This window comes from Streptococcus sp. HMSC061D10, from assembly GCF_001808865.1.
Lineage (GTDB): Bacteria > Bacillota > Bacilli > Lactobacillales > Streptococcaceae > Streptococcus.
Map to the genome: position 1 here is coordinate 52,920 of NZ_KV795019.1, position 25,173 is coordinate 78,092.

A 25,173-nucleotide genomic window follows, 5' to 3' on the forward strand; every position below is an offset into this window, starting at 1 on the left:
TCATGACAAATAAATTGAATTCAGATATTCAAATTAATATAAAGAAAGATTTAGAGAACTTAAATATCGCTTACTTTATTGAAAAATTGAATAAAGTGAGTGAAGTAATTATTTTTGGCGGATATATTAGAGATAAATATTTGCATGTTAAAGAAAAATCTAGGGATATTGATATTGTAGTAATTTTAAAAGACAATAAAATAAGTTTATACGATATTATAAGAGAAGAAACAAATAAAAATATTCGTATTAATGCATTTGGAGGATATAAAATATTTTTTGAAAAAATAGAGGTAGATATTTGGGAATTAAAAGATACTTGGGCATTTAAACACAACCAGCAACCTGTTAGAAATCCTAAATGGCGTGAACTAACAAATACTGTTTACACAAATATGGATTCAATAGCTTTTAATTATTCTACAGGAAGTCTAGAAATCTCTTCTGTTTTTAAGATAGATAAAACTCAAAAATATACATATGTAAAACACGTATCTAAAGTCAATCCAGATAAGGAACTTATTCTTGCTAAACTTTTAGTTTACAGAAAAAAATATGAAAACTATCTCCCTGAGTTTAAATTTGATAAATCAATTCAACAAGAATATATAAATTTAAGAAAGAAGAATAATTTACAAATTTTATATGATAAGCAACTTAAAAAATATCAAAAAGAATATTTTACACTTTCTGAACTCAAAAAACTAGTTGATTCATTTGAATTCTAAATTATTGGCTCTTTTCTACAAACCAAAGGCATTACGCTTGATAAGTTAGATAAGATTATTCGTTGCTTCTAATTGGGCATTGGAGTAGGATAATTGAAGGGCGTTGACAATCTTTTCTTTATCCTTGAAGAAGGTTTTAAAGACAGTCTGAAAAAAATGGACCTGCTTTAGATAGATCCAGAAATAAGCGTTTTTTCTTAACACTCAAGCGTTATGATTTTTGTCAATCATTAACTAAGAGATTCTATTTATTAGATTTGTGATTGAATCTTGCATTCCAATATGTCCCCTATAACATCTTTCCGAAAAACTATAATTTTCTTGAAAAATATAACTAACTATGCTATACTACTAGTATAGAAAGATTTGGAGAAAAAACATGAAACGCGAGATCTTATTGGAACGGATTGATAAACTCAAACAAGTCATGCCCTGGTATGTTCTGGAATACTACCAATCAAAACTAGCTGTTCCATACAGTTTTACAACCTTGTACGAATACTTAAAGGAATACGATCGATTTTTCACCTGGGTTTTGGAATCTGGTATATCGGATGCTGATACTATGGCAAATATTCCTTTGGATGTTCTGGAAAACATGACCAAGAAAGACATGGAATCTTTTATTCTTTACTTACGTGAACGTCCTTTGCTTAATGCTAATACGACTAAAAATGGAGTTTCCCAAACAACCATTAACCGTACACTTTCTGCACTTTCTAGTCTTTATAAGTATTTGACTGAGGAGGTTGAAAATGAACAAGGTGAACCTTATTTCTATCGCAATGTCATGAAGAAGGTTGCTACCAAGAAAAAGAAAGAAACCTTGGCGGCCCGAGCTGAAAATATCAAGCAAAAGCTCTTTTTAGGCGATGAAACAGAGGGATTTTTGAATTATATCGATGAGGAATACCCCAAAACTCTCTCAAATCGCGCCTTATCCTCCTTTAATAAGAATAAAGAGCGAGATTTAGCCATCATTGCACTTCTTCTTGCTTCTGGTGTTCGTCTCTCCGAAGCAGTTAATCTTGACCTTCGAGATCTCAATCTCAAAATGATGGTCATTGATGTTACTCGTAAGGGTGGAAAACGCGATTCGGTCAATGTTGCTGCCTTTGCGAAGCCTTATCTGGAGCAATATCTTGCTATTCGAGACAAACGTTACAAGACAGAAAAGACTGATACAGCCCTCTTTCTAACCTTGTATAGAGGTGTTCCAAACCGGATTGATGCTTCAAGTGTTGAAAAAATGGTCGCCAAGTATTCAGAAGACTTCAAAGTCCGCGTGACGCCCCACAAGCTACGCCACACACTTGCAACTCGTCTCTATGATGCTACTAAATCACAAGTTTTGGTCAGTCACCAGCTGGGACATGCAAGCACACAAGTTACCGACTTGTATACCCATATTGTCAATGACGAACAAAAGAATGCCTTGGACAGTCTTTGATAATACATAATATAAATTATGTAAAATAGTTTTGAAAAAGCGATAGATTTTTGATTATCTATCGCTCTTTTATTATTCTATAAAAATTCAATCCAATAATTTCTGTGTGACTCAATTATAACTGGCTTTCCCCAAAATGACTTTAGATAAGCCAGATTCGCAGGGCTATCAGGTCTTTTCTCTTCGTTGTACTTCTCAGCACTTTCTTTCGTTAAAAAGCATTTAACAGCTTCATATGGCGTACCATCGTTAGCTGTTCTATCAATACCCATATAAGCAATTTCATCACCTTTTTGAGGAATCTCAGTAAGAAGTTTTCCAATAAAGTAGACCGTTTTATCTTTCATTAATTCATAAGCTTTACTATTTTCAAGGCGTTTATTAGCTGCAGCATACATAATACAAAAACTATCAACGATGTCTTTCATCGGCAGTAACGCTTCTTTGCTAACAATAATTTCCTCAGGAGCAATTCCACCAATAATTAGGGCTTTAAAATGTGCTTGCTGAATAACATTGTCTAAAGCCATTCCCAGTGGGATTTGGACAGCTTGCAAACCTAATGGTTCTAACTCTTGTCTTTTCTTATCGAAGTGTTCTTGTGTGATACTAATATTCAAATCGTAAGGATTTGCAGATTCTTGGTTTTTAAAAAATGCTACCACAGTACGATCTAACTGTTCAAATAGTCCGAGATTTTCAATTGGAATTTTTATCATTGATGTTAGGCCTCATTTATTTAAATTTCCACTATATTATACTCCCATCAAATTTTAATATCAAGTTTGAACAAAAAAGAAATCCATATTACATGGATCTCTTTTGATTTTATTCTACAACTGCCTCAGCAATTTCTTCTGCAGTTATTCCTGCGAAGTAACGACCTAGGTTAATGGTTTGAAGTGCTTTAAGTACATCTTCGCGTTCGTATTTAACACCACGAAGGACTTCTTCTACAGCTGCTACGTCTTCGATACCAAAGAAGTCACCGTAAATCTTGATGTCTTGAATTTTTGATTCAATAACATTAGCAAAGATTTCAACCTTACCGCTTGGGAATTTAGTTCCACGACGGACATTGTATTCAGGTGATTTACCATAGTTCCAGTCCCAAGTCCCAAACTTAGTTTCTTTGATTCGATTAATTTCAGCCAATTCCTCATCTGAGAAGACATACTCTGTCATTTCAGGGTATTCTTTTTTCATGTATTCCAAAAGTAGATCACGGAATTCTTCAACAGTGATTTTTTCTGGCAACTCATCGATAATATTAGTTACTCGAGCACGAACTGATTTAACACCTTTAGATTCGAACTTATCTTTAGATACCTTTAGTGCGTTAGCGAGGACTGATAAATCAACATCAAAGAGAAGACAACCATGGTGCATGATGCGTCCATTGATATAGGCTTGAGCATTTCCACAGAATTTCTTGCCATCAATCTCTAGATCATTACGGCCTGTAAACTCAGCTTTAACTCCTAGTTGAGCCAAGGTATTGATAACTGGAGTTGAGAAGCTCTTGAAGTCAAAGGCCTTGTTTTCATCTTCTTTTGAAATGATGGTGTAGTTGAGATTGTTTAAATCGTGATAAACAGCTCCACCACCACTGATACGGCGGACTACCTCAATACCATTTTCTCGAACATAATCACGGTTGATTTCTTCGATCGTATTTTGGTGACGTCCTACAATGATAGATGGTTTGTTAATCCAAAGAAGGAAGATTTGATCCTCGTCCAAAAGGTGTTTAAAAGCATATTCCTCTAAAGCAATATTAAAGGCAGTGTCATTTGAATGATTGATAATGTATTTCATGATATCCCTTTATACGATAGAGACTGGAAAATATCTTTCCAGCCTAATCTATCTTCATTTTATTTTTTCTTAGGTGAATGGATAGCCATTCCAAGAACATCTGCGAATGCTTCGTACATAACTTCAGAGTATGTTGGGTGACCGTGGATTGTCTTAAGCATTTCTTCAACAGTGATTTCCATTTCGATGATGCTTGACGCCTCATTAATCAATTCTGCAGCTGCAGGACCAATGATGTGGACTCCAAGAATTTCACCATATTTCTTGTCAGCAATAACTTTAACGAAACCTTGAGCTGCATCTGATGCAATGGCACGTCCGTTTGCTGCAAAGTTGAATTTACCGATTTGGACATCATATTTCTCACGAGCTTGTTCTTCTGTCAAACCAACTGCTGCTACTTCAGGAAGTGTATAGATAGCTGCAGGAGTCAAGTTCAATTTTGCAACAGCGTGGTTTCCTTTAAGTGCATTTTCAGCTGCTACTTCACCCATACGGAAGGCAGCGTGAGCCAACATTTTAGTACCGTTGATATCACCTGGTGCATAGATACCCGGAACAGAAGTTTCCATGTATTCATTAACCTTGATACGGCCACGTTCTAATTCAAATTCAACATCTCCGATACCTTCAAGATCTGGAACACGACCGATTGAAAGAAGGGCTTTATTTGCGATGATATCATCTTTTCCTTCAACCTTGATACGAAGTTTGCCATCTTCTTCAATGATTTCTTGAAGTTTAGTGTCTGTCAAGATAGTCATACCTTTACGTTCAAGGATTAAACGAAGATTCTTAGATACTTCAGCATCCATAGCTGGAACAATACGGTCCATCATTTCGATAACGGTAACTTTTGAACCAAATGTCATGAATGCTTGTCCAAGTTCGATTCCGACAACTCCACCACCGATGATCACAAGGCTTTCTGGAACTTCATTCATTTCAAGGATGTCGTCACTCGTCATCACAAGTGAAGATTCCATACCAGGGACATTAATCTTGCTTACTTTAGAACCACCAGCAAGGATGATCTTCTTAGTTTCAAGCAATTCAGAACCATTGACTAAGACGTTCTTATCCTTAGTAATAGTACCGATACCTTTATGAACATCAACTCCATAGCTACGAAGAAGTCCTGCAACACCACCAACAAGAGTATTAACAACTTTAGATTTTGTTTCCAAAAGTTTGTCCATGTCAACAGTGAAGTTAGGATTTTCAATCACGATACCACGATTTGCAGCGTGACCAATATTTTCAATAATTTCAGCGTTATGAAGGTAAGTCTTAGTTGGGATACATCCGCGGTTCAAGCATGTTCCACCAAGTTCAGATTTCTCAACAAGAGCAACCTTACCACCCAATTGAGCCGCTTTGATGGCAGATACATAACCAGCAGGTCCACCACCGATAACAACGATGTCGTAAGCATCATCGCTCTTACCATCATCGTTTGAGGCGCTTGCTGCAGGTGCTGGGCTAGCTTCTGGTGCAGCTGCTCCAGCTGTAGGAATATTTTCCCCTTCTTCACCAAGATAACCGATAACTTCAGTAACAGGGACAGTTTCTCCATCACCTTTAAGGATTGCGATTAAGTATCCGTCTTCTTCTGCTTCCAATTCCATGCTGACTTTGTCAGTCATGATTTCCAAAAGGATTTCTCCTTCTTTTACAAATTCTCCGACTTTCTTATTCCATTGGACGATTTGTCCTTCTGTCATATCCACGCCGGCTTTTGGCATAATTACTTCTAAGGCCATATCTTACTTCCTTTATCTATATTTCTAAAATAAATACTTTAAACCAACATTGAGATTGGGTTCTCAATCAAAGCTTTTAAGTCTTTCATAAACTTAGCACCAGCCATACCATCTACGACACGATGGTCAATTGTCAATCCAAGACTCATAATTGGACGAATCACGATTTCACCATTAACTACAACTGGTTTCTCAACTGTTGAGCTAACCCCGAGAATTGCTGAGTTTGGTTGATTGATGATAGGACCAAATGATTGAACACCAAACATTCCCAAGTTACTGATGGTGAAGGTTGAGTTTTGCAATTCACTAGGTGCTAGTTTACCATCTAAGGTACGTCCAATGACGTCTTTAAATGCAACTACCAACTCAGACAAGCTCATTTTTTCTGCATTATAGACAACTGGTGTCATCAATCCATTATCCATACCAACTGCCATCGCAAGGTTGACATAATTGTGAGTGATGATTGTCTTACCATCTTCAGTCAACGAAGCATTGATATATGGATGTTTCATCAGTGTCTTAACAACCGCAAGTGAAAGCAGATCTGTAACAGTGATTTTCTTACCTGTTGCTTCCATAATCGGATCAAGAACTTTCTTACGAAGGGCAAGCATTTCAGACATATCTACATCGTAGTTAAGCGTAAAGGTTGGTGCAGTTAAATATGATTCAACCATACGTTGTGCAATAACCTTACGCATAGGAGTCATCGGAATACGTTCGATTTCACCATAAGGTGTTACGTTATCTGGAACTTCTTCCACTTTCTCAATTTGAGCAGGTGATTTAATCGTATCGTTTTCGATATTTTCAGGAAGAAAGGCTAAAACATCCTTCTTCATGATTTTACCACGATGACCTGTTCCTTGAATTTCTTGCCAAGCAATATTATGCTCTAGTGCAATTCGTTTTGCGAGTGGTGAAATGCGAACCACGTTAGTGTCTTTATATGTTTCCACGTCTTCTTTGTGGACACGACCGTTTGCGCCTGAGCCAGAAATTTCGTAGAGATTAATCCCTAAATCATCTGCTAATTTTCTAGCCGCAGGAGTCGCTCTTAGCTTATCGTCAGCCATGACCTCTCCTATTCTATTATAAGATATTAAGGACGTAGAGGACAAAGAAAAAATAGGAGATTGACGCTGTGTTCGATGAACACGAGGAAATCTATCTTTTTTTCACAGTCCTCCGTCCGGATTCAGTTATAAGATACTAAGGGCGTCAAAAGTCTCAGTGAAAATAGGAAACTTGACGAAGAAACTTTAGTTTCTAGGAAAGTTTATCTTTTTCACCCAGACTTTAGCCCGAGTTCAATTTTATGATGCAAAGGGCTTTTAGCCCATGCTCTAATCTAAGATATCAAGTACGCAGAGAACTCTGCACCTAAAAGATACAAAGTTTCTCGTCTTGTTAATTTTTTACATAATTTATGTTATGTATTATTGTTTGTTATACGTTTTACGGATGGCATCTTTGATGCTTTCAACTGTCGGAATCATTGCATTTTCAAGATTTTGTGCATAAGGCATTGGTACATCCTCACCTGCACAACGGCGAATAGGTGCATCTAAATAATCGAATGCTTCTGATTCTGAGATAATAGCTGAGATTTCACCGATAAAACCACTTGTCTTGTGGGCATCGTTGACAAGAACTACTTTTCCAGTTTTCTTAACTGAATTAATGATGATGTCTTTATCAAGTGGAACCAAAGTACGTGGGTCTACTACTTCTACTGAGATGCCTTCTTCAGCCAATTCTTCAGCTGCTTGCATGACACGACGAAGCATTTTACCGTATGTTACTACTGTTACATCAGTTCCTTCGCGTTTGATTTCTCCGACACCAAGTGGGATAGTATAGTCTGGATCAACAGGAACTTCACCTTTTTGGTTAAATTCTGATTTATATTCAAGAATGATAACAGGGTTGTTGTCACGAATAGAAGACTTAAGAAGTCCCTTCATATCAGCTGGTGTACCTGGAGCTACAACCTTCAATCCTGGGATATGAGTAAACCAAGATTCCAATGATTGTGAGTGTTGTGCTGCAGAACCTACTCCGTTACCAGCAGCACAGCGGATTGTGATAGGCACTTGACCTTTACCACCAAACATGTAACGAGTTTTAGCTGCTTGGTTGACGATATTATCCATGGCAATAACAGAAAAGTCCATGAACGTCATATCAACGATTGGACGAAGTCCAGTCATAGCAGCACCAGCAGCTGCTCCAGAAATAGCTGCTTCGGAAATCGGACAGTCACGAACACGTTCTGGTCCAAATTCCTCAAGCATACCTACAGATGTACCAAAGTCTCCACCGAAAACTCCGACATCTTCACCCATCAAAAGCACATTTTCGTCGCGACGCATTTCCTCAGACATTGCAAGGATAATGGTATCGCGGAAAGACATTAATTTAGTTTCCATATTTTCTCTACTTCTCCTTAGTCTGCGTATATATCTTCAAAAGCTGATTCTAGTGGAGGGAATGGACTCTCTTCAGCAAATTTAACAGATGCTTCCACTGCTTCCTTAACTTGTGCTTGAATTTCTTCAAGTTCTTCTGCACTAGCAATTTTATTCTCAACAAGGTACTTGCGAAGGTTTTCGATTGGGTCTTTTTCCTTCCACATATCGACTTCTTCACGTGTACGATATTTACCAGGGTCTGATGATGAGTGTCCAAGCCAACGGTAGGTCACACTTTCGATTAAGACAGGGCCTTTACCAGAACGAACATGGTCGACTGCTTTCTTAAATCCTTCGTAGACATCGATAACATTGTTACCGTCTTCGATAAACATTCCAGGAATACCGTAAGCAGCACTACGCTCATGGATATGCTTGACATTTGTCATTTTCTTAATATCAGCAGAGATTCCATAACCGTTATTGATACAGTAGAAAATTACCGGAAGATTCCAAATTGAAGCCATATTAACAGCTTCGTGGAAAACACCTTCGTTTGTTGCACCGTCACCAAAGAAGCAGACAACGATTTTACCAGTGTTTTTCATTTGTTGAGTAAGGGCTGCACCTACTGCAATCCCCATACCACCACCTACGATACCATTGGCACCAAGGTTACCAGCATCTAGGTCTGCGATATGCATAGATCCACCTTTACCTTTACAAGTTCCAGTGTATTTACCAAGAATTTCAGCCATCATCCCATTGAGGTCGATTCCTTTAGCAATGGCTTGCCCGTGACCACGGTGATTTGAGGTGATGAGGTCATCCTCGTTTAGAGCCAACATAGCCCCAACGTTAGCAGCTTCCTCACCAACAGAAAAGTGCGTCATTCCTGGCACTTTTCCTTTTTTTACTAATTGAGCAATTTTTAAGTCCATACGACGAATTTCTTCCATCTTACGGAACATCTCAAGCAAAAGATTTTTATCTAAAGTTGACATAATCTTGCCTTTCTAAGTTTAAATTCTTATAGTTCTATTTTACTGTATAGGTTAATTTGTGTCAAAAAATATGCCTGCAATTTTTCACAATATAAAAAAAGAAAAGTCAGTAAAATCAAGACTTTTCTTTATATAAAATACAAATTTCACAAGTTATTTTTTCATCATTTTTCAACAAATTATTTGAATCTTTTCATAATAACTTGTAAACGCCACTGATAAAGAATTCCACTTACCATTAAACTAATGATGAGAGCAATCCAATAGGAGTACGCACCTAAACTAGTCGAATAATCAAGATATAAGCCAAGCGGAATCCCAACACCCCAGTATCCAAGAAGACCAAGGCAAAAAGGAACAATCGTATCCTTGTAACCTCGTAAAATCCCTTGTAATGGTGCCGCAAATGTATCAGCTAACTGGAAGAATAAGCTATAGGTCATAAAAGAAGCTGTTAGTTGGATAAATTCTGGATCATGACCATAGAGACTGGCAACATTTTCTCTAAAAACATACAGAAAAGAAAGTGTTAAAACTGCAAACACCATAGCTGCTAAACGACCAATATGGATATACTGTTTTGCATCGTCTAACCGTTTAGCTCCTACCTCAAAAGAAATCACAATAGCCATTGCTGTTGAAATGCTCATAGGAAAAGCGTACATGAGAGATGAAAAGTTCATGGCAGACTGATGACTAGCTATTATCAATGATGAAAACTTCGCCATAATCAAGCCGACGGCTGAAAAAATAGCAACTTCTGCAAATACAGTTCCACCAATTGGTAGACCAAGATAAATAGCTTCCTTGATTTTTTTAATTTGTATGGGCATAGGTCTTTGGAGTTGATATTCCTTGAGCTTTTTATGCTTTAACAAGACCAAAACCGAAATCAGCAACAAAGCCCAGTAGGCAAGGGAAGTCCCTAGACCTGCTCCTGCACCTCCTAACTCAGGAAAACCAAAAGCTCCATATATTAGTAAATAGTTAAATCCACTATTTAAAGGAAGTAAAAGAAGCATGAGATACATAGACAATTTTGTCAGTCCTAGCGTATCAAGTAGCGAACGAATAACACTAAAAAGTAAGAGAGGAATAATACCGATGGCTAAGAGCCACAGATAACGTATGGCAACGCTGGATACAGCCACTTCCAGTCCCATGAATTGTAACACAATTGGTGCTAAAAAGAAAACCAAGCCAAAAAGTACGATAGATAAGGCTAAAGCCAAATAAAGAAATTGATAAAAATCCGAAGAAACTTCTTTCTTTTTTCCTTGTCCCAAATGGTGACCAATAATAGGGACCAAGGCTGAGACAATTCCAGTCAAAAAGGTAAAGAAAGGATTCCATAAACTAGTTGCAATTGAAACACCCGCTAGATCGAGAGTATTATATTGGCCCGTCATCGTGGTATCGACAAAAGATGCGGAATAATTAGCGAATTGATAAATTAAAATAGGAAAGAAAATTTTTAAAAATAAGATGATTTTGTCTTTAATAGTTTCTGTTGAATGCATACCTACTCTTTCTACTCCTTTGCATCCAAGCCAAAAAGCTTTAAGCCGTATTTTCTCAAGCTCAAAGGTGGATTACTAGTTTTTGATGTCGTGTGCCAGCAATTACATGAGGCGCAATAATAGCTTCTAACCAAGCCACCATTATCATACTCTACAGCATGATCAGCTTTTTCCTTGGTTTCATACTGAATTTTAGCACGGTTAGCGGCTTGACAATATACTCCATGGCAAGCATTTCGTTTACGATTTCTAAGTTTACGAAAATAATTCATCCTCAAGCTCCTAATCTGCTTGATAAACGATTTGTCCCATACAGATAGTATATTTAACCTGCCCTTTTAATTGTTCACCAATAAATGGAGAATTAGCTGCTTTAGAAGCAAAATGCGTATCAACAATTCGGTCAGCTTTATCATCGAAAATTGTAATATCAGCTGGGCCGTTTTCAGCCAAATATCCTGCTTCAAAATTATACAATTTGGCAGGGTTTACTGTCATTTTTTCTAATAATTCCATCAGGGTTAGCTCACCAGCTTCTACTAAGTAAGTTAAACCGAGTGACAAAGAAGTTTCTAAACCTGTCATACCTGATGGAGCTTTGGTAATATCCTCAACATTTTTTTCGTCAGCATGGTGAGGCGCGTGGTCAGTAGCAATGACAGAAATGACTCCAGATTTAAGCCCTTCAATAACTGCACGACGGTCAGACTCCAGACGAAGAGGTGGATTCATCTTAGCGTTACTTCCTTTAGTCAAAAGAAGAGCTTCAGTCTTAGAAAAATGCTGGGGAGCTACTTCTGCAGTTACGTTTGCTCCCATATTTTGAGCAAATTCCACAACTTTGACACTTTCTTCTTTTGACAAATGCTGGATATGAACATGAGCCTTGGTTGCATAGGCAATCATGACATCACGAGCTATCATAGCGTATTCTGCAACCCCGGTAGCACCGCAGATATGGAAATGTTCTTTAGCGATGTTTTCATTAAAACCTAGCGTACCATTCAGTCCAGGATCTTCTTCGTGCAGACTGATAAAGGTGTTTAACTTTTTAGCCTCTTCCATAGCTTCCTTGACCACTTTACTGCTTTCAAGTGGAATCCCATCATCAGAAAATCCAACAGCTCCAGCTTCTAAAAGCGCCTTAAAGTCTGTCAAATCTTGGCCATTAAAGTTCTTGGTAATTGTTGCTACAGATTTAACGTTGATCTTTTCCTTTGCCGCAGATTGAAGAACTTCTTGCAAAGTCTCAACATCTGAGATGGTTGGATTGGTATTAGCCATCATAACGACAGTTGTAAATCCACCTGCAGCTGCTGCAAGTGCTCCTGTATGAATGTCTTCTTTATGAGTTTGACCAGGTTCACGGAAATGAACATGGATATCCACCAATCCAGGCGCAACTACAAGACCAGTAGCATCTATGATTTCTGCTCCTTCTTCCGTGATCTCAAACGCAATTTTGACAATTTTCCCATCTTGGACCAAGACATCACACACTTGATCCAAACCAGACTTAGGATCCATTACACGGCCGTTTTTGATTACTAACATCGCTTTACTCCTTTATTCGTAGAAATCCACTTGGGTATCCAATAATTTATCACCATCATAGACAAATTTAGCTGAAAAGAAGGGTTTATCTTCTAAAAGCCACTCTACAAAGGTATGGTCCCCTTCCCAGGTCGGCTTACTTAAAACCTCATCGTAAGGAACCCATTCTAAGGTTCCTTCATTACAGTCAATCAACTCACCTTCAAACTCAGTTACTTTAAATACATAGGTGTACCAGTCAAGGTCTGGTGTAAACTCTGGAAAGGTGATAACTCCTTTTAATACTGGTTTTGCTTTTAGACCAGTTTCTTCAAGAATTTCACGAGCAGCACATTCTTGTGGAGTTTCCCCCCGTTCTAACTTTCCACCTACACCGATCCATTTCCCTTCATGGACATCATTAGGCTTTTTATTGCGATGAAGCATGAGCAATTCTTTTCCATTATCAATGTAGCAAATTGTCGCTAACTGGGGCATATTCTCTCCTTATCTAAGCCAATCAATTGGCTCTTGTCCACTTTCTTTTAAGAATGCATTGGCCTTGGTAAAAGGCTTGGAACCCCAAAATCCTCTGTAAACTGAAAGAGGACTTGGGTGGGCTGATTCGATAATCAAGTGCTGAGGATTTGTAACCAAGGACTTCTTCTTACGTGCATAAGCACCCCAAAGTACAAAAACTACGGGTCTATCAATATTATTGACAACCTTGATCACAGCATCTGTAAAAGGTTCCCATATCTGCCCAGCATGACCATTTGCTTGACCAGCAGGAACCGTCAAGCAAGCATTGAGAAGCAAGACCCCCTGCTCGGCCCAAGTAGTCAAATCATGTGAAGCTTTTAGACCAATATCATCAGCAAGTTCCTTTAGAATATTTTGCAAGGAAGGAGGTGCTGGAATAGAATCTGGAACTGAAAAACTCAAGCCCTGAGCTTGACCAGGCCCATGATAGGGATCTTGGCCTAGAATCGCCACCTTAACCTCTTCCAGAGGAGTTGTTATAAGAGCCTGAAAAACCTTTTCTTTAGGAGGATATACAGTTCCTTGGGCATAAACCTGCTCCATAAAGTGATTGATTTTCCCAAAATAACCCTCAGGTAATTGCTCTTTAATCAAAGCATGCCAAGATGAGTGTTGCATAGTCAACTCCTTCGTTTATACTGCCTCTATTATAACAAAAAGTGGCTATCTAAACCACTTTTAAAAGTATCTATTGAGATTTGAGAAGTTTTATAGAGAATTTATACTAAAGAGCCTTTATTCACCACCTTTTCTCGTGTTAGAAAGGATAAATTCTTTGTCGATTTCATCAATAATCAATTCTGTTCGAGTATTAAGTTTTTCATCAAATCTTTTATTCAATTCCTTTACAACGCTTATCTTAAACTCATCACTTGATTTTTGTTTATAGTAATCAAATCCTCCAGAAGCCGCGCTACAGCAGCTCCCCCAATCTGAAAGATAGCCTATTATTTCAAAAACACTATCATTGTATTTTTCAAATTTTTTAGTTGCTGTACTTTTTAAATAACCTGAAATACAATTTACAAAAGAGTAGTAATACTTAGAGTCACGAAATGAATTGTATTCTGCACTATGAAAACTTGGATCGAGAATTCGTGCTGATAGCACATCTTCCATAGTGGGTTTTGTGGGCATTTTAATATCAGTCTGCAGATAAGCATAATAGGTTTCCTTATCAAAGAAAGCTCCATCTACTGCTATCAAAGCACCGTATATGCCATCTTCATACTGAAAAACAATCACAGCACCGTTCCTATATTTGCTTTCTACAGGAACAGGCGGAGCAATTCTCTTTTTGGGATTTTCTTTTTTTATACTAATTTTTTCTAAAAACTTTTCTAGATTTTCACTTCTTTGTTCTAAAAATTCACTATCTGCACCCAATTCTTGGGCAAGTTCTAAATCCTCTTTGTTGAGAATGATTTCTTTAATTTCAAGCAAGAATTCGTCATCTAATTGCCCAACTTCCCATAAACAGTGTGCCAAGGCGAACAAGACATCATACATATCGTCATCGTATAAATCCGACGTCAAGTCATTTTTAATTGTATTTGCATCTTCTCCTTGATTGTATCTCTCGAAGAATTCTTCTTTAATATCTAAGGAGGTGTCATTTCCAAAAATCGTTGCATCCCATGTGCCCATAATTTCAAGACTCCTATCTACTTTTAAAAAGTTCTAAATATTTTACAAGGTTTTGCAAAGAATCTATTGTTCAGAATACTCAGAAAGATAACTGATCATTATAAAAAAAACTATCATGATATCTTTCAAATCTTTTCCTTGCAGGACTTTTCAAATACCTTCTAAATCTATGCTGACAACAAACTAGATTAAATCTCCCCTTAGCCAGAGATAAGGAGAGATTACTAAAACTATACTTAAGCACATATTAAAGATTAAATTTCTATTATTTGACTTTCACCCAATAAATAAACTATTTAACAATCAAATAATGTGCATCTTTTATCTTATAATTTTCTAGATTGATAACTGTTTGTTTCTTATCAACAATATCATATTTAACCAGAGAATCATTAAATAAAAAATAATAGATGTTGTCTTTAAATGTAAAATACGGTGCAATATATTGCTCTGTACTAAAGCCTTCCAGATGAATAATATCTTCTTCTAAATTGTCTAGATTGACTGTAGTAAAGGAAAATTCGCCATTATATAATCCCTCATTCTCTATAATCAATTGATTATTTTTAGCATCATAGTGAATATTTGTTGGATACTTATCAGGAATATCGATATAATTCTTGCTCTGACTCTTTAAATCAAAAACCATTATTTTATTTCCCGACTTATATTCTCCATCAGAATTGCGCCCACTAAGTGCTTCCACAATATACAAGACATCATCTACATTAACCATTCTCATATATGCTGATGTTTCGTCAAGATTATATTTTTCCACGATGTTGAACTCTTTATCCATTTTCCAAATTTCCGTATTAGGAACTTGGGTTGATAAATCCAATGTGGTTACAAGTAAGTATAAATAATTATCTACAATAACAAACTGTTGACTGGCATTTAACTGACCATCATTTTTCACGGTAACATTAGTAATAACCTCTAAATTATTATCATATTTATAAAATTCAATTCTATCTGTAAAGACAGCAGTTGCATATAAATAATCCCCATCTGTTATAGATGCGTATGCATCATTTCCTTCTGCTAATTTAAACGTTTCACTTAAATTTTCCTTATTAATTCTAGAGACATATCTTTTTAGACCTGAGGTATCTTTTGTTTTTGCAGTTGAATAGGATCCTGCTTCCGAAAAACTTTCTGCCCAATAGATAAATTTCTCTTTTCTAGATATATTAACCTTGAACTCATTTAAATCATAATCATCAAAGACAGCTATTTTATCGCTATCCCAGATAGCCATTTTATAATCATCTACCGAATTTACCTTATTTGACTGACAGGCACTTAGACAAATAAGGCAGCAACAAGCACTTATTAACATCAACATGAAGTTTATGGGTCTTTTATTACTTTTCAATATCATACTGATTTGCTCCTATATAGCTTTTTTATACCAATTTAAGACGTTCAAACAGATGAATAGATAATTTATTGACTAGTTTAGATGCTTCTTTTTCAATACCTACTTGATTAACTGTACTACCAATTTGATATCCATATACAACTTAACGGTAGATGACAATCACAATATTCTTGTCATTATATCCTAGTATGATTTATTATATCAAAAAAAATAAAACGTTTTCAAAAAATACTAAAATTTCTTGCATTCAATGCTCCAGGTTTTCTAGAATTTTATATATTTTGTGATTTTTAAAGGAGCCCCAAGCAATCAAGCAGAGCCTGATAAGAGTCGACTTCATAAGTTGGCTGAGCTTGTGTCTTATTTTCCAGATGATGAGGATTGTACCAGATGGTATCGATGCCAGCATTATTTCCACCTTGAATATCAGCTGACAAAGAATCACCAATCATAAGGGTCTGATTTTTATCAAAGTTAGGGATTCGAGCTCCAATTTTTTCATAAAATTCAGCATCTGGTTTTTGCGTATGGAGCTGTTCTGATATGAAAATTTCCTTGAAATATGGTGCAATTCCAGATTGTTCCAAACGACCTGTCTGAATATAGGTGATTCCATTTGTCGCAGCATAGAGTTCATAGCCCTTACTTATCAATTTTTTTAATAAATCTTCGACACCTGGGAAAGTCTGTCCTTGTTTTGATAGGAAAAACTGGTAGCGCTCTGCTAAGTAAGCCCCATCTTTTTCAATGACAAAGTGAGCAAACAATTTTGCAAAACGTGTCTTAATTAACTCAGCCTTTGTAATTTTTTTCTGTTCCAAATCCTTCCAAAGGGCTTTGTTCATGGGTACATAATAATCTTTGTAAGTTTGGATATCCTCAACTCCTTCCTCTTCTAAGAGTTGCGTCAGAGCTATATCCTCAGCAGCATCAAAATCGAGTAAGGTGTGATCGAGGTCGAATAATAGAAATTTGTATTTCAATTTAAAAAACTTCCTTTCTTGGGGGGACAAAGAGTGGGACTAAATGATTCAAAAAAATTTAAAAAATTTTACCTCTACTTATTGAATAGCTTAGCCCAATTCTGCTTGGAATTTAAAATTCTGGAGACATAAACCTCATATTTGTCGATATAATAAAAAGCTAAGTAATTTTCAATTGGCATATATCGATAACGTTTTCCGTCATCTGTTAATTCACCATAACCTCGACTTGAAACCAAAGGACATGCTTCTGGAAAGGTTTCTAAAGTTTCTAGTGCCGTTAGAATAAGGTCTAGTTTACTATCGGCAGATTGCTGGCTGTAAAAATTCAGTACAATATAATCATGTATTTCTCTCAAGTCTTTCTTAGCTTGATCCGTAAGAGAAACATGGTAACGCTTATGATTAGTCAAGTCCAAATTCCTTTCTTACATCTGCCAAAGACGTTAGTTTACCTTGCTCAATTTCTTGATGTCCCATCAAGATTTCCTTTTTCAAGTCTTCAAAAGCAACCTGATATTGAGTCTCTTGTAAATCACTAAATACGAACTCTTTAGGATCAACTGCACCTGTCGCAATTTTACGAAGTGCAGCATTAAAAATATCTGATAGAGTTAACTTTTCATCAGCTAAGATTTCTTTCGTTTGTTGGTAAAAAGTCGAATCTGCTCGAAAATTAACAGGTTGAGTACTTGCCATGATTAATACCTCTTTGTAAAGATGATTTGTAAATACATTTTATCATCTTTAGATTTGAAATTCAACGAAAAGCTCCTTTAACAGAAAAGGAGCTATCTTGTATTTTATTGGTGTACAGCTTGTGCTGCTGTGATTAGAGTAAGTTTGAAGACGTCGTCTGAGTTACATCCACGTGAAAGGTCATTAACTGGTTTGTTCAAACCTTGCAATACTGGACCAACCGCTGCAAAGCCACCGAGACGTTCTGCCATCTTGTAACCAATATTCCCTGCTTCAATACCTGGGAAGATAAAGACGTTTGCTTGTCCAGCAACCTTGCTTCCTGGTGCCTTAAGAGCAGCTGTTTCTGGAACGAAGGCAGCATCAAATTGCAATTCCCCATCAATTTCAAGGTCAGGACGAAGATCATGAGCAATCTTAGTTGCTTCAACAACTTTATCTACGCTTTCACCAAAACCAGAACCTTTAGTTGAATAGCTTAGCATCGCAATTTTTGGTTCGATACCGAACATCTTAGCTGTGATAGCAGAGTTAATCGCAATCTCTGCCAATGCTTCAGCATCAGGATTGATATTGATTGCACAGTCACCAAATAGGTAACGCTCAGTGCCACGAACCATAAGGAAGGCACCTGAAGTACGACTAACATTTGGACGTGTTTTAATGATTTGAAGGGCTGGGCGAACAGTTGCCGCAGTAGAGTGAATAGCTCCTGAAACCATTCCATCTACCAAGCCCATGTATACTAACATAACACCAAAATAGTTCACGTCTTTAACCAATATTTCGCGAGCTTCTTCTTCAGTCATTTTTCCTTTACGACGTTCTACAAGTGATGCTACCATGTCTTCAAATTGAGGGTAATGTGCAGGATCGATTACTTCATAACCATCCATGATTCCTTCGATTTCAAGATAGATTTTAATTTTATCAGGATTTCCAAGTAGGACAGGAATAACTTCTGTTTCTTTTACGATGCGTTTTGTAGCTTGAAGAATACGTGGTTCTTCACCTTCAGGCAAAACAATACGTGCATTTTTACCAACTAGGTTGGCTTTTAAATTTTCAAAAACTTCCATGAGTTTTTACTCCTTTTAAGATAAATTATTATTTGATAACTGAGTAATAAGGGTGTTGAAATCATCCGGCAGTGGACTTTCCATCTCCAACTGCTCTTCAAGAAAAGGATGATAAAACGATAAGTAATGGCAATGCAGAGCTTGACGCTCTATGCCATGTTCAAGACTACCACCATATAGGTCATCACCAAGCAAAGGGAAACCTATATGGGAGAAATGGACACGAATCTGGTGTGTCCTTCCTGTATGCAGTCGAATATCAACTAGATGAATATTGCCATAAGACTCAACTATACGATAGGAAGTATGGGCATACTTACCACCTTTTGCAACTCGTCTAGTAATGATTGAATCTAAGTCACGGGCAATCGGTGCAATAATCTCACCTTGAGGTTCCAGAAAACCATCTCCTTTAACCAGAGCAAAGTATCGCTTTTCAATGGCTTTCTTTTGCAATTGTTTGTCTAGTCTAGCATGAGCATAACCATGTTTCGCAAAAAGCATCAAACCCGAAGTATCTCGATCTAGTCTGGTTACAATGTGGACCTGCTGATTTTCGTAGTTCTGATTCACATAGTAGCCCTTGATAAAGTTAGCTATGGTATTAGAATGATTGACGCTCGGAATTGAGGCCACACCAAAGGGTTTGTTTAGAATTAAGAAATGATCATCTTCAAACAGAATATCCAGTGGATAATCAATGGCTTCCAGTGTCTCGAAACCTTCCTCAGGAGGAATGTCGATGACAACCACATCCCCAATATCTAAGAGATAGGTTGCATTTTGTGGATGACCGTTTACGCAAATATCTCCACCTCGAAACTTGATTTTGGCAAGTAAACCTTTCGAGACTTCGTGTTTTTTTAAAAAGGTCTTTACCTTGACATGTTCGTCAGCAATAAATTCAAACCTCATTCATCCACCTCACCAATAAAGGCATCCTTGACACGATTCCAAAAACTAGTATGGCTTGGTGTTGCGACAAAGTGGATCTTGTGGTGGTCTATTTGGTATTCTATTCTTTCAATATTACGGTAAGAATAAATGCTATTGTCAACAGAAATCGTATGATAATCATTGCGAGTCGGTATCAATTCAATCTTATCCTTCTTAGGCACAATGATAGACGAACCTAAGGTTCGGTAGACACGATTGTTGAGACTCGCAATTTCTGTCAATTGAAGGGCCTCAATAGTAGGATGCAAAACAGCTCCACCAAGAGATTTATTATAGGCTGTACTCCCGGTTGGCGTCGATACCGTCAGGCCATCTCCTCGAAAACGTTCAAATGGCACTTGGTTAATGATAATATCGGCCACCATTGTCCTATCAGCTCTCCGAATGCTAGCCTCATTCAAAGCTCGGAAAATCTTCACTTCTCCGTTTTCCAAAAATACCTTTACATTTAAAAGTGGGTAAGACACACGAGCTCCAGTATCTAACTGTAAATTAGTAAGCAATTGATCTAGTTCAAAATCACGGTAATCCGTATAGAAACCTAAATGACCCGTGTGAACACCAACGAAACGAACCTTATCCAGCTGGTCTTCATACTTGTGAAAAGCAGACAAAAGCATCCCATCCCCACCTATGGAAATCACGATATCGGGATGTTTATCATTTAATATAAAGTTATTCTTTTTTAGTCGATCTCTTAATTCATATAAGACTCTTTGACTTTGAGGTTTGCGATTAGCGATTAGATCAATTCGTTTACCTGTATTCTTCATCGGTATCGTCACTATTACCTACCCCGTCATTTAACTTTCTATACAATGGATCAAAGAGTGCCTGTGCTTCCTGGATATCATCACGAATTTTACTCATTTCTTCATCTAATTGATGGGATATCCTTGCAGTAATTTCCAAGCGTTTCTTAATTTCTTCTGGAAAATCGCCTTGATATTTATAATTAAGAGAATGCTCGATGGTAGCCCAGAAATTCATAGCCAAGGTACGAATCTGAATCTCCACCAGAATCGTTCTTGCCCCCTTGATTGTGTCAACAGTATACTCAATAATCAAATGGTAAGAACGATAGCCTGAAGCCTTTCGATGAGTGATGTAATCACGTTCTTGTACCACTCTCATGTCTTGCCTCTTACGGAGGATGGCAACAACCTCGCTCACGTCATCTACAAATTGAACCATGACGCGTAAACCTGCAATATCTTGCAAGTCCTGTTCCAACGTATCGTATCCAATCCCTCGACGAGCCATTTTTTCTTTTATACTTTCGATCGGTTTGACTCGACCAGTTACAAACTCAATTGGAGAATGTTTATTTTGTTTGCGGTATTGTTTTCGAATACCTCGGAGTTTTATCTTCAGCTCTCCGACAGCCTGAATGTAAGGATCTAAAAATTCTTCCCATTCTGTAATCATATATCTTTTTCATCCAATTCTCTATACACTTCGATTTATCTAGCTTTTGATTTTCTATGAAAAATCTTATACAATAAATACAATGCTTATTATACCATATAATCGCTTTCAAAGATAAGGAAAAAGTAAAAAAAATGAAACATTTAGAAATTGAAATGAAAACACTTCTAAACAAGGATGAATATCAAAGATTGCAGGAGCACTTTTCAGGAGTCACACCTATTACACAAAAAAATTACTACCTAGACACGCCTGATTTTTACCTTCGCCAACATAAAATCGCTATGCGCATTCGTACTTTTGATAATAGCGCTGAATTGACCATAAAAATTCCCCAAACAGTTGGGAATATGGAGTACAATCAAGATCTCAGTCTTGTGGAAGCAAACCATTGTCTTAAAGAATGTAAACTTCCGCAAGGAATGATTCTTGACGAATTAACTAGCCGTGGACTTTCAACCAGTGGCTGGGTAGTTTTAGGTTGCTTAACTACTGTTCGCTACGAAAAGCAAACTCCGATCGGACTCATGGCACTTGATCAAAGCCAATACTTTGATATTGTTGACTATGAGCTTGAATTAGAAGTAGAAGATAGCAACCAAGGAAGTCTTGATTTCCAAGAATTTTTACAAACCAATGAAATCCATTACAAAAAAGCTCCTTCAAAATTGGTTCGTTTTATAGAAAATATGAAAAAATACTGAAATAATCTTCTTTTTTTGATAAAATAAAAGGGATGAAAAATAATAGAATCTGTTGTAGAGAGCTTTTATCACTAAAAGTGTTTCACTACAGCGATTCACTTAGTTTAAAGAGGACGGTTTATCGATGTCAGATACAAAAAACATGAAACTTTTCGCACTATCTTCCAACCAGGAAATTGCTCAAAGAATCGCAGAGGCTGCAGGTGTTCCACTTGGAAAAGTATCTTCACGCCAATTTTCAGATGGTGAAATCCAAGTTAATATTGAGGAAAGTGTTCGTGGATATGATGTTTATATCATCCAATCAACTAGTTATCCAGTAAATAACCACTTGATGGAACTTTTGATTATGGTTGATGCTTGTGTTCGCGCAAGTGCTAATACTATTAACGTTGTACTTCCATACTTCGGCTACGCTCGCCAAGATCGTATCGCTTCTTCTCGCGAACCACTTACTGCAAAACTAGTTGCAAATATGTTGGTGAAAGCTGGAGTTAGTCGTGTATTGACTCTTGACCTCCATGCCGTTCAGGTTCAAGGATTCTTTGACATTCCTGTAGATAACCTCTATACAATTCCACTTTTTGCAAAACATTACTGCGATAAAGGTTTGACTGGTTCAGATGTGGTTGTTGTCAGTCCTAAAAACTCTGGTGTAAAACGTGCGCGTAGTCTTGCAGAATATCTAGATGCTCCAATTGCCATCATTGATTATGCACAAGATGATTCTGAACGCAGTCAAGGTTACATCATCGGAGATATCGAAGGTAAAAAGGCAATCTTGATCGATGACATTCTGAACACTGGCCGTACCTTCTCTGAAGCTGCTAAAATCTTAGAGCGTGACGGCGCAACTGAAATCTATGCAGTTTCAAGTCATGGCCTATTCGTTAACGGTGCTGCAGAGTTATTAGATGCAACAAATATCAAGGAAATCTTGGTTACAGATTCTGTTTTGACAGAAAGTAGAAAACCTAAAAACGTGCAATACATCACTGCTAGCGAATTGATTGGTGATGCTATGGTTCGTATTCATGAAAGAAAACCAGTTAGTCCACTATTTAAATAGAAATTAGGTGAGTTTTTGATTTATTTGGATAATGCTGCAACGACTCCGATGTCTTCAGTAGCTATCTCAGCAATGACTCAAGTCATGCAAGAAACTTATGGCAACCCTTCTAGTATTCATGGCCATGGGCGCCAAGCAGGTAAACTATTACGAGAAGCTCGTCAAGAACTAGCAAGTTTACTAGGAACAAAGCCACAACATATATTCTTTACCACTGGTGGTACTGAAAGCAATAATACTGCTATCATCGGCTACTGCCTCCGCCATCAAAATCGTGGAAAGCACATTATCACTACTGCGATTGAGCACCATGCTGTTCTAGAACCCATCAAATACTTGGTTGAAAATTTCGGTTTTGAAGTGACTATTTTACAGCCTGAAAACCAAGAAATTACTGCAGACCAGGTCAAAAATGCACTGCGTGAAGATACCATTCTTGTTTCTACTATGTTTGCAAACAATGAAACTGGTACACTTTTACCTATTGCTAAAATTGGTGAAGTTCTAAAAAATCATCCAGCCGTCTATCATGTCGATGCGGTTCAGGCAGTTGGTAAATTTGAGATTCTTCCCGAAAAATTGGGAATTGATTTTCTTAGCGCTTCTGCACACAAATTTTATGGTCCAAAAGGAGTTGGTTTTCTCTATGCTGCATCTACAGATTTTGACTCCTACCTTCATGGTGGCGATCAAGAGCAGAAAAAAAGAGCAGGAACAGAAAATCTTCCTGCCATTGTGGGAATGGTAGCAGCTCTAAAGGATGATCTTGAAAACCAAGAACAAAACTTTAAAAAGGTTCAAAAACTAAAAGAAACATTCTTAAAGGAAATGGCTGACACAGACTATTATCTCAATCAAGGGAAAGACCAGCTACCTTATGTCCTTAATATTGGATTCCCAGGTCAACGTAATGATCTACTACTCCTTCGTCTAGATCTTGAAGGTATTTCTATTTCAACTGGCTCTGCTTGTACTGCAGGTGTCGTTCAGGTTAGTCATGTTCTTCAGGCTTTCTACGGTGAAGACTCTCCTCGCTTACACGAATCCGTTCGCGTCAGCATTTCACCTCAAAATACAGAGCAAGAAATAATCACTCTCGCACAAACTCTAAAAGAAATCATTGGAGGTTAACTCAATGGCATTCGAAAAAACCATTAGTCTTAAAAATTGCCGTTATGATTACACACTTAGCCCAACCGTCAAAAAGTTCACTCTAAAAGATAACACTTTTTTTGAAACTAAGGTTGGTAACTATGAACTAACACGTCTTCTTGAAAAAGTTCCAAATAGTGGGGAAGGTTTCCAACTTAAGATTATCATCAACAAAGACTTAACAGGTGCAAAAATCAACATCACTGATAAATTTGGTCTACGTTTAGTCGATATCTTTAAGTCAGAAGAAACTCATATCCACCAAGAGAAATTTTACTTCTTGATGGATAGTCTTGTTGAACGTGATGTCTTTACTAAAAGCGAAAGATAGAAGGCAATTATGTTTCGATTAACTTACAAAGACACCTATCAAGTCGATCGCGTTTTAGAATACGAAGATTATGAAGCACTCATGCTATCACTTTCAGGTTGTGTGACTCTTCCAGATACTACTGTCATTACTTCTCTGACCTATAATGGAAAAGAAATCTATCAGGGGCTTCTGGGAAATCTCTATCGTTTTCTATCTCACTATGATTTTACGAAGATAAGCTAAGATTTTTCTTAGTTTTTTCTTGTTTTTGTTGATTTTTTCACAATCTTTCTATAAAATAGTATTTAGAAAGGTTGTGATTTTGTGAAAGAAAAACAGTCTGCTATTCCAAAAGCAACAGCAAAGAGACTTTCTCTTTATTATCGTATCTTTAAAAGATTTCATGCAGAAAAAATTGAAAGAGCCAACTCAAAACAAATTGCCGAGGCCATTGGTATTGACTCTGCTACTGTTAGACGAGATTTTTCCTACTTTGGTGAACTTGGTCGTCGTGGATTTGGCTACGATGTCAAAAAACTAATGACGTTTTTTGCTGATCTTCTAAATGATAATTCTATTACAAATGTTATGTTGGTGGGTATTGGTAATATGGGGCACGCTCTCCTTCACTACCGTTTCCACGAACGAAACAAAATGAAAATCATTATGGCTTTTGATTTGGATGATCATCCTGAAGTTGGGACAAAAACTCCTGATGGAATCCCAATTTATGGAATTTCCCAAATCAAGGATAAAATAAAGAATGCAGATGTTAAAACTGCAATCTTAACAGTTCCGAGTGTCAAATCACAAGAAGTAGCTAATCTCCTTGTCGAAGCAGGTATTAAAGGAATTTTAAGCTTTTCACCCGTTCATCTCCAACTACCAAAAGATGTGGTAGCTCAGTATGTAGATTTAACTAGTGAATTGCAAACTCTCCTCTATTTCATGAGAAAAGAGGATTAGAAAGCGAAAGCAT

The 25,173-nt window shown here is 37.1% G+C and carries 29 protein-coding genes and 1 pseudogene; 9 read left to right on the plus strand and 21 right to left on the minus strand.

The genetic code is table 11. The annotated features are described in order from the left end of the window. Positions 1-2: 2 nt before the first annotated feature. Entirely contained in the window at positions 3-728 is a 726-nt protein-coding gene (locus HMPREF2728_RS06220) for a hypothetical protein (protein ID WP_075227375.1), read from the plus strand. Between the two features lie 48 nt (positions 729-776). Here HMPREF2728_RS06220 and HMPREF2728_RS10645 read toward each other — a convergent pair. Further along, positions 777-932, minus strand: a pseudogene (locus tag HMPREF2728_RS10645) (transposase); the annotation flags it as partial. A gap of 175 nt (positions 933-1,107) precedes the next feature. Between HMPREF2728_RS10645 and xerS the strand changes: the two are divergent. Further along, positions 1,108-2,178 (plus strand): tyrosine recombinase XerS, encoded by a 1,071-nt coding sequence (xerS, locus tag HMPREF2728_RS06225; RefSeq protein ID WP_049509685.1) that lies wholly within the window; start codon positions 1,108-1,110, stop codon positions 2,176-2,178. 77 nt (positions 2,179-2,255) lie between these two features. Here the strand turns inward: xerS and HMPREF2728_RS06230 are convergent, their stop codons facing one another. The 13 genes from HMPREF2728_RS06230 to HMPREF2728_RS06290 all read right to left on the minus strand — a co-directional run bounded on the left by HMPREF2728_RS06230 (position 2,256) and on the right by HMPREF2728_RS06290 (position 15,687). Beyond that, positions 2,256-2,897 (minus strand): hypothetical protein, encoded by a 642-nt coding sequence (locus HMPREF2728_RS06230; protein ID WP_075227376.1) that lies wholly within the window; start codon positions 2,895-2,897, stop codon positions 2,256-2,258. 109 nt (positions 2,898-3,006) lie between these two features. After that, positions 3,007-3,996 (minus strand): lipoate--protein ligase, encoded by a 990-nt coding sequence (locus HMPREF2728_RS06235; protein ID WP_075227377.1) that lies wholly within the window; start codon positions 3,994-3,996, stop codon positions 3,007-3,009. Positions 3,997-4,055: 59 nt separating this feature from the next. Continuing rightward, on the minus strand, positions 4,056-5,759 hold the full coding sequence (gene lpdA, locus HMPREF2728_RS06240) for a dihydrolipoyl dehydrogenase (RefSeq protein WP_075227378.1): 1,704 nt from the start codon (positions 5,757-5,759) through the stop codon (positions 4,056-4,058). 38 nt (positions 5,760-5,797) lie between these two features. Beyond that, on the minus strand, positions 5,798-6,841 hold the full coding sequence (locus HMPREF2728_RS06245; protein WP_075227379.1) for a dihydrolipoamide acetyltransferase: 1,044 nt from the start codon (positions 6,839-6,841) through the stop codon (positions 5,798-5,800). Positions 6,842-7,204: 363 nt separating this feature from the next. After that, complete coding sequence (locus HMPREF2728_RS06250; RefSeq protein WP_006145564.1) at positions 7,205-8,197, minus strand: alpha-ketoacid dehydrogenase subunit beta; 993 nt, start codon at positions 8,195-8,197, stop codon at positions 7,205-7,207. Between the two features lie 17 nt (positions 8,198-8,214). Continuing rightward, entirely contained in the window at positions 8,215-9,183 is a 969-nt protein-coding gene (locus HMPREF2728_RS06255) for a thiamine pyrophosphate-dependent dehydrogenase E1 component subunit alpha (RefSeq protein WP_070460439.1), read from the minus strand. 179 nt (positions 9,184-9,362) lie between these two features. After that, on the minus strand, positions 9,363-10,703 hold the full coding sequence (locus tag HMPREF2728_RS06260; protein ID WP_075227380.1) for an MATE family efflux transporter: 1,341 nt from the start codon (positions 10,701-10,703) through the stop codon (positions 9,363-9,365). A gap of 11 nt (positions 10,704-10,714) precedes the next feature. Further along, on the minus strand, positions 10,715-10,975 hold the full coding sequence (locus HMPREF2728_RS06265) for a hypothetical protein (protein ID WP_045762936.1): 261 nt from the start codon (positions 10,973-10,975) through the stop codon (positions 10,715-10,717). A gap of 10 nt (positions 10,976-10,985) precedes the next feature. Beyond that, positions 10,986-12,257, minus strand: coding sequence for a dihydroorotase (locus HMPREF2728_RS06270; protein ID WP_045762937.1), 1,272 nt, complete (start codon positions 12,255-12,257; stop codon positions 10,986-10,988). 12 nt (positions 12,258-12,269) lie between these two features. Next, positions 12,270-12,734, minus strand: coding sequence for an NUDIX hydrolase (locus HMPREF2728_RS06275; RefSeq protein WP_001135775.1), 465 nt, complete (start codon positions 12,732-12,734; stop codon positions 12,270-12,272). Between the two features lie 9 nt (positions 12,735-12,743). Continuing rightward, positions 12,744-13,397: a uracil-DNA glycosylase gene (locus HMPREF2728_RS06280; protein ID WP_049509671.1), complete on the minus strand. Its 654-nt coding sequence runs from the start codon at positions 13,395-13,397 to the stop codon at positions 12,744-12,746. A gap of 117 nt (positions 13,398-13,514) precedes the next feature. After that, entirely contained in the window at positions 13,515-14,426 is a 912-nt protein-coding gene (locus tag HMPREF2728_RS10965; protein WP_070460445.1) for a hypothetical protein, read from the minus strand. Positions 14,427-14,718: 292 nt separating this feature from the next. Beyond that, the gene (locus tag HMPREF2728_RS06290) at positions 14,719-15,687 is read right to left on the minus strand and encodes a hypothetical protein (RefSeq protein WP_049509215.1); all 969 of its coding nucleotides are present in this window, start codon (positions 15,685-15,687) and stop codon (positions 14,719-14,721) included. Between the two features lie 247 nt (positions 15,688-15,934). Between HMPREF2728_RS06290 and HMPREF2728_RS11065 the strand changes: the two genes are divergently transcribed. Further along, positions 15,935-15,997 carry a hypothetical protein gene (locus tag HMPREF2728_RS11065; RefSeq protein WP_398578145.1) on the plus strand — a complete coding sequence of 21 codons (63 nt, stop codon included), beginning with the start codon at positions 15,935-15,937 and terminating at the stop codon, positions 15,995-15,997. A gap of 103 nt (positions 15,998-16,100) precedes the next feature. Here HMPREF2728_RS11065 and HMPREF2728_RS06295 read toward each other — a convergent pair whose 3' ends face one another. The 7 genes from HMPREF2728_RS06295 to HMPREF2728_RS06325 form a co-directional block, all read right to left on the minus strand. Next, entirely contained in the window at positions 16,101-16,793 is a 693-nt protein-coding gene (locus tag HMPREF2728_RS06295; RefSeq protein ID WP_049509198.1) for a pyrimidine 5'-nucleotidase PynA, read from the minus strand. 74 nt (positions 16,794-16,867) lie between these two features. Further along, complete coding sequence (locus tag HMPREF2728_RS06300; protein WP_049509216.1) at positions 16,868-17,206, minus strand: type II toxin-antitoxin system RelE/ParE family toxin; 339 nt, start codon at positions 17,204-17,206, stop codon at positions 16,868-16,870. Further along, positions 17,199-17,492, minus strand: coding sequence for a type II toxin-antitoxin system RelB/ParD family antitoxin (locus tag HMPREF2728_RS06305; RefSeq protein WP_049509199.1), 294 nt, complete (start codon positions 17,490-17,492; stop codon positions 17,199-17,201). Before HMPREF2728_RS06305 ends, HMPREF2728_RS06300 begins: the two co-directional genes overlap by 8 nt. Positions 17,493-17,596: 104 nt before the next feature. Continuing rightward, complete coding sequence (pta, locus tag HMPREF2728_RS06310; protein ID WP_049509200.1) at positions 17,597-18,571, minus strand: phosphate acetyltransferase; 975 nt, start codon at positions 18,569-18,571, stop codon at positions 17,597-17,599. 15 nt (positions 18,572-18,586) lie between these two features. Then, the gene (locus HMPREF2728_RS06315) at positions 18,587-19,486 is read right to left on the minus strand and encodes an RluA family pseudouridine synthase (protein WP_049509201.1); all 900 of its coding nucleotides are present in this window, start codon (positions 19,484-19,486) and stop codon (positions 18,587-18,589) included. Beyond that, positions 19,483-20,301 carry an NAD kinase gene (locus HMPREF2728_RS06320; protein ID WP_049509202.1) on the minus strand — a complete coding sequence of 273 codons (819 nt, stop codon included), beginning with the start codon at positions 20,299-20,301 and terminating at the stop codon, positions 19,483-19,485. Before HMPREF2728_RS06320 ends, HMPREF2728_RS06315 begins: the two co-directional genes overlap by 4 nt. Then, positions 20,285-20,956 carry a GTP diphosphokinase gene (locus HMPREF2728_RS06325; protein WP_049509203.1) on the minus strand — a complete coding sequence of 224 codons (672 nt, stop codon included), beginning with the start codon at positions 20,954-20,956 and terminating at the stop codon, positions 20,285-20,287. The genes HMPREF2728_RS06320 and HMPREF2728_RS06325 overlap by 17 nt, the downstream gene beginning before the upstream one ends. 134 nt (positions 20,957-21,090) lie before the next feature. On the opposite strand from HMPREF2728_RS06325, the gene HMPREF2728_RS06330 reads away from it, so the two are divergent. From HMPREF2728_RS06330 to HMPREF2728_RS06355, 6 genes are all read left to right on the plus strand, one after another. Then, positions 21,091-21,660 (plus strand): CYTH domain-containing protein, encoded by a 570-nt coding sequence (locus tag HMPREF2728_RS06330; RefSeq protein ID WP_049509204.1) that lies wholly within the window; start codon positions 21,091-21,093, stop codon positions 21,658-21,660. A gap of 124 nt (positions 21,661-21,784) precedes the next feature. Next, the gene (locus HMPREF2728_RS06335; RefSeq protein WP_075227381.1) at positions 21,785-22,729 is read left to right on the plus strand and encodes a ribose-phosphate diphosphokinase; all 945 of its coding nucleotides are present in this window, start codon (positions 21,785-21,787) and stop codon (positions 22,727-22,729) included. A 15-nt stretch (positions 22,730-22,744) separates the two neighbouring features. After that, positions 22,745-23,860 (plus strand): cysteine desulfurase family protein, encoded by a 1,116-nt coding sequence (locus HMPREF2728_RS06340; protein WP_045762948.1) that lies wholly within the window; start codon positions 22,745-22,747, stop codon positions 23,858-23,860. A gap of 4 nt (positions 23,861-23,864) precedes the next feature. Beyond that, positions 23,865-24,212 (plus strand): DUF1831 domain-containing protein, encoded by a 348-nt coding sequence (locus tag HMPREF2728_RS06345; RefSeq protein ID WP_049526341.1) that lies wholly within the window; start codon positions 23,865-23,867, stop codon positions 24,210-24,212. A 9-nt stretch (positions 24,213-24,221) separates the two neighbouring features. Beyond that, the gene (locus tag HMPREF2728_RS06350) at positions 24,222-24,437 is read left to right on the plus strand and encodes a DUF4649 family protein (RefSeq protein WP_070460469.1); all 216 of its coding nucleotides are present in this window, start codon (positions 24,222-24,224) and stop codon (positions 24,435-24,437) included. An 81-nt stretch (positions 24,438-24,518) separates the two neighbouring features. Next, positions 24,519-25,160: a redox-sensing transcriptional repressor Rex gene (locus HMPREF2728_RS06355; protein ID WP_000660647.1), complete on the plus strand. Its 642-nt coding sequence runs from the start codon at positions 24,519-24,521 to the stop codon at positions 25,158-25,160. Positions 25,161-25,173: the final 13 nt, after the last annotated feature.

Coding starts and splice junctions, on each gene's coding strand:
- HMPREF2728_RS06220 (WP_075227375.1), top strand. CDS start 3: ATGACAAATAAATTGAATTCAGATATTCAAATTAATATAAAGAAAGAT.
- xerS (WP_049509685.1), top strand. CDS start 1,108: ATGAAACGCGAGATCTTATTGGAACGGATTGATAAACTCAAACAAGTC.
- HMPREF2728_RS06230 (WP_075227376.1), bottom strand. CDS start 2,897: ATGATAAAAATTCCAATTGAAAATCTCGGACTATTTGAACAGTTAGAT.
- HMPREF2728_RS06235 (WP_075227377.1), bottom strand. CDS start 3,996: ATGAAATACATTATCAATCATTCAAATGACACTGCCTTTAATATTGCT.
- lpdA (WP_075227378.1), bottom strand. CDS start 5,759: ATGGCCTTAGAAGTAATTATGCCAAAAGCCGGCGTGGATATGACAGAA.
- HMPREF2728_RS06245 (WP_075227379.1), bottom strand. CDS start 6,841: ATGGCTGACGATAAGCTAAGAGCGACTCCTGCGGCTAGAAAATTAGCA.
- HMPREF2728_RS06250 (WP_006145564.1), bottom strand. CDS start 8,197: ATGGAAACTAAATTAATGTCTTTCCGCGATACCATTATCCTTGCAATG.
- HMPREF2728_RS06255 (WP_070460439.1), bottom strand. CDS start 9,183: ATGTCAACTTTAGATAAAAATCTTTTGCTTGAGATGTTCCGTAAGATG.
- HMPREF2728_RS06260 (WP_075227380.1), bottom strand. CDS start 10,703: ATGCATTCAACAGAAACTATTAAAGACAAAATCATCTTATTTTTAAAA.
- HMPREF2728_RS06265 (WP_045762936.1), bottom strand. CDS start 10,975: ATGAATTATTTTCGTAAACTTAGAAATCGTAAACGAAATGCTTGCCAT.
- HMPREF2728_RS06270 (WP_045762937.1), bottom strand. CDS start 12,257: ATGTTAGTAATCAAAAACGGCCGTGTAATGGATCCTAAGTCTGGTTTG.
- HMPREF2728_RS06275 (WP_001135775.1), bottom strand. CDS start 12,734: ATGCCCCAGTTAGCGACAATTTGCTACATTGATAATGGAAAAGAATTG.
- HMPREF2728_RS06280 (WP_049509671.1), bottom strand. CDS start 13,397: ATGCAACACTCATCTTGGCATGCTTTGATTAAAGAGCAATTACCTGAG.
- HMPREF2728_RS10965 (WP_070460445.1), bottom strand. CDS start 14,426: ATGGGCACATGGGATGCAACGATTTTTGGAAATGACACCTCCTTAGAT.
- HMPREF2728_RS06290 (WP_049509215.1), bottom strand. CDS start 15,687: ATGGCTATCTGGGATAGCGATAAAATAGCTGTCTTTGATGATTATGAT.
- HMPREF2728_RS06305 (WP_049509199.1), bottom strand. CDS start 17,492: ATGGCAAGTACTCAACCTGTTAATTTTCGAGCAGATTCGACTTTTTAC.
- pta (WP_049509200.1), bottom strand. CDS start 18,571: ATGGAAGTTTTTGAAAATTTAAAAGCCAACCTAGTTGGTAAAAATGCA.
- HMPREF2728_RS06315 (WP_049509201.1), bottom strand. CDS start 19,486: ATGAGGTTTGAATTTATTGCTGACGAACATGTCAAGGTAAAGACCTTT.
- HMPREF2728_RS06320 (WP_049509202.1), bottom strand. CDS start 20,301: ATGAAGAATACAGGTAAACGAATTGATCTAATCGCTAATCGCAAACCT.
- HMPREF2728_RS06325 (WP_049509203.1), bottom strand. CDS start 20,956: ATGATTACAGAATGGGAAGAATTTTTAGATCCTTACATTCAGGCTGTC.
- HMPREF2728_RS06330 (WP_049509204.1), top strand. CDS start 21,091: ATGAAACATTTAGAAATTGAAATGAAAACACTTCTAAACAAGGATGAA.
- HMPREF2728_RS06335 (WP_075227381.1), top strand. CDS start 21,785: ATGTCAGATACAAAAAACATGAAACTTTTCGCACTATCTTCCAACCAG.
- HMPREF2728_RS06345 (WP_049526341.1), top strand. CDS start 23,865: ATGGCATTCGAAAAAACCATTAGTCTTAAAAATTGCCGTTATGATTAC.
- HMPREF2728_RS06350 (WP_070460469.1), top strand. CDS start 24,222: ATGTTTCGATTAACTTACAAAGACACCTATCAAGTCGATCGCGTTTTA.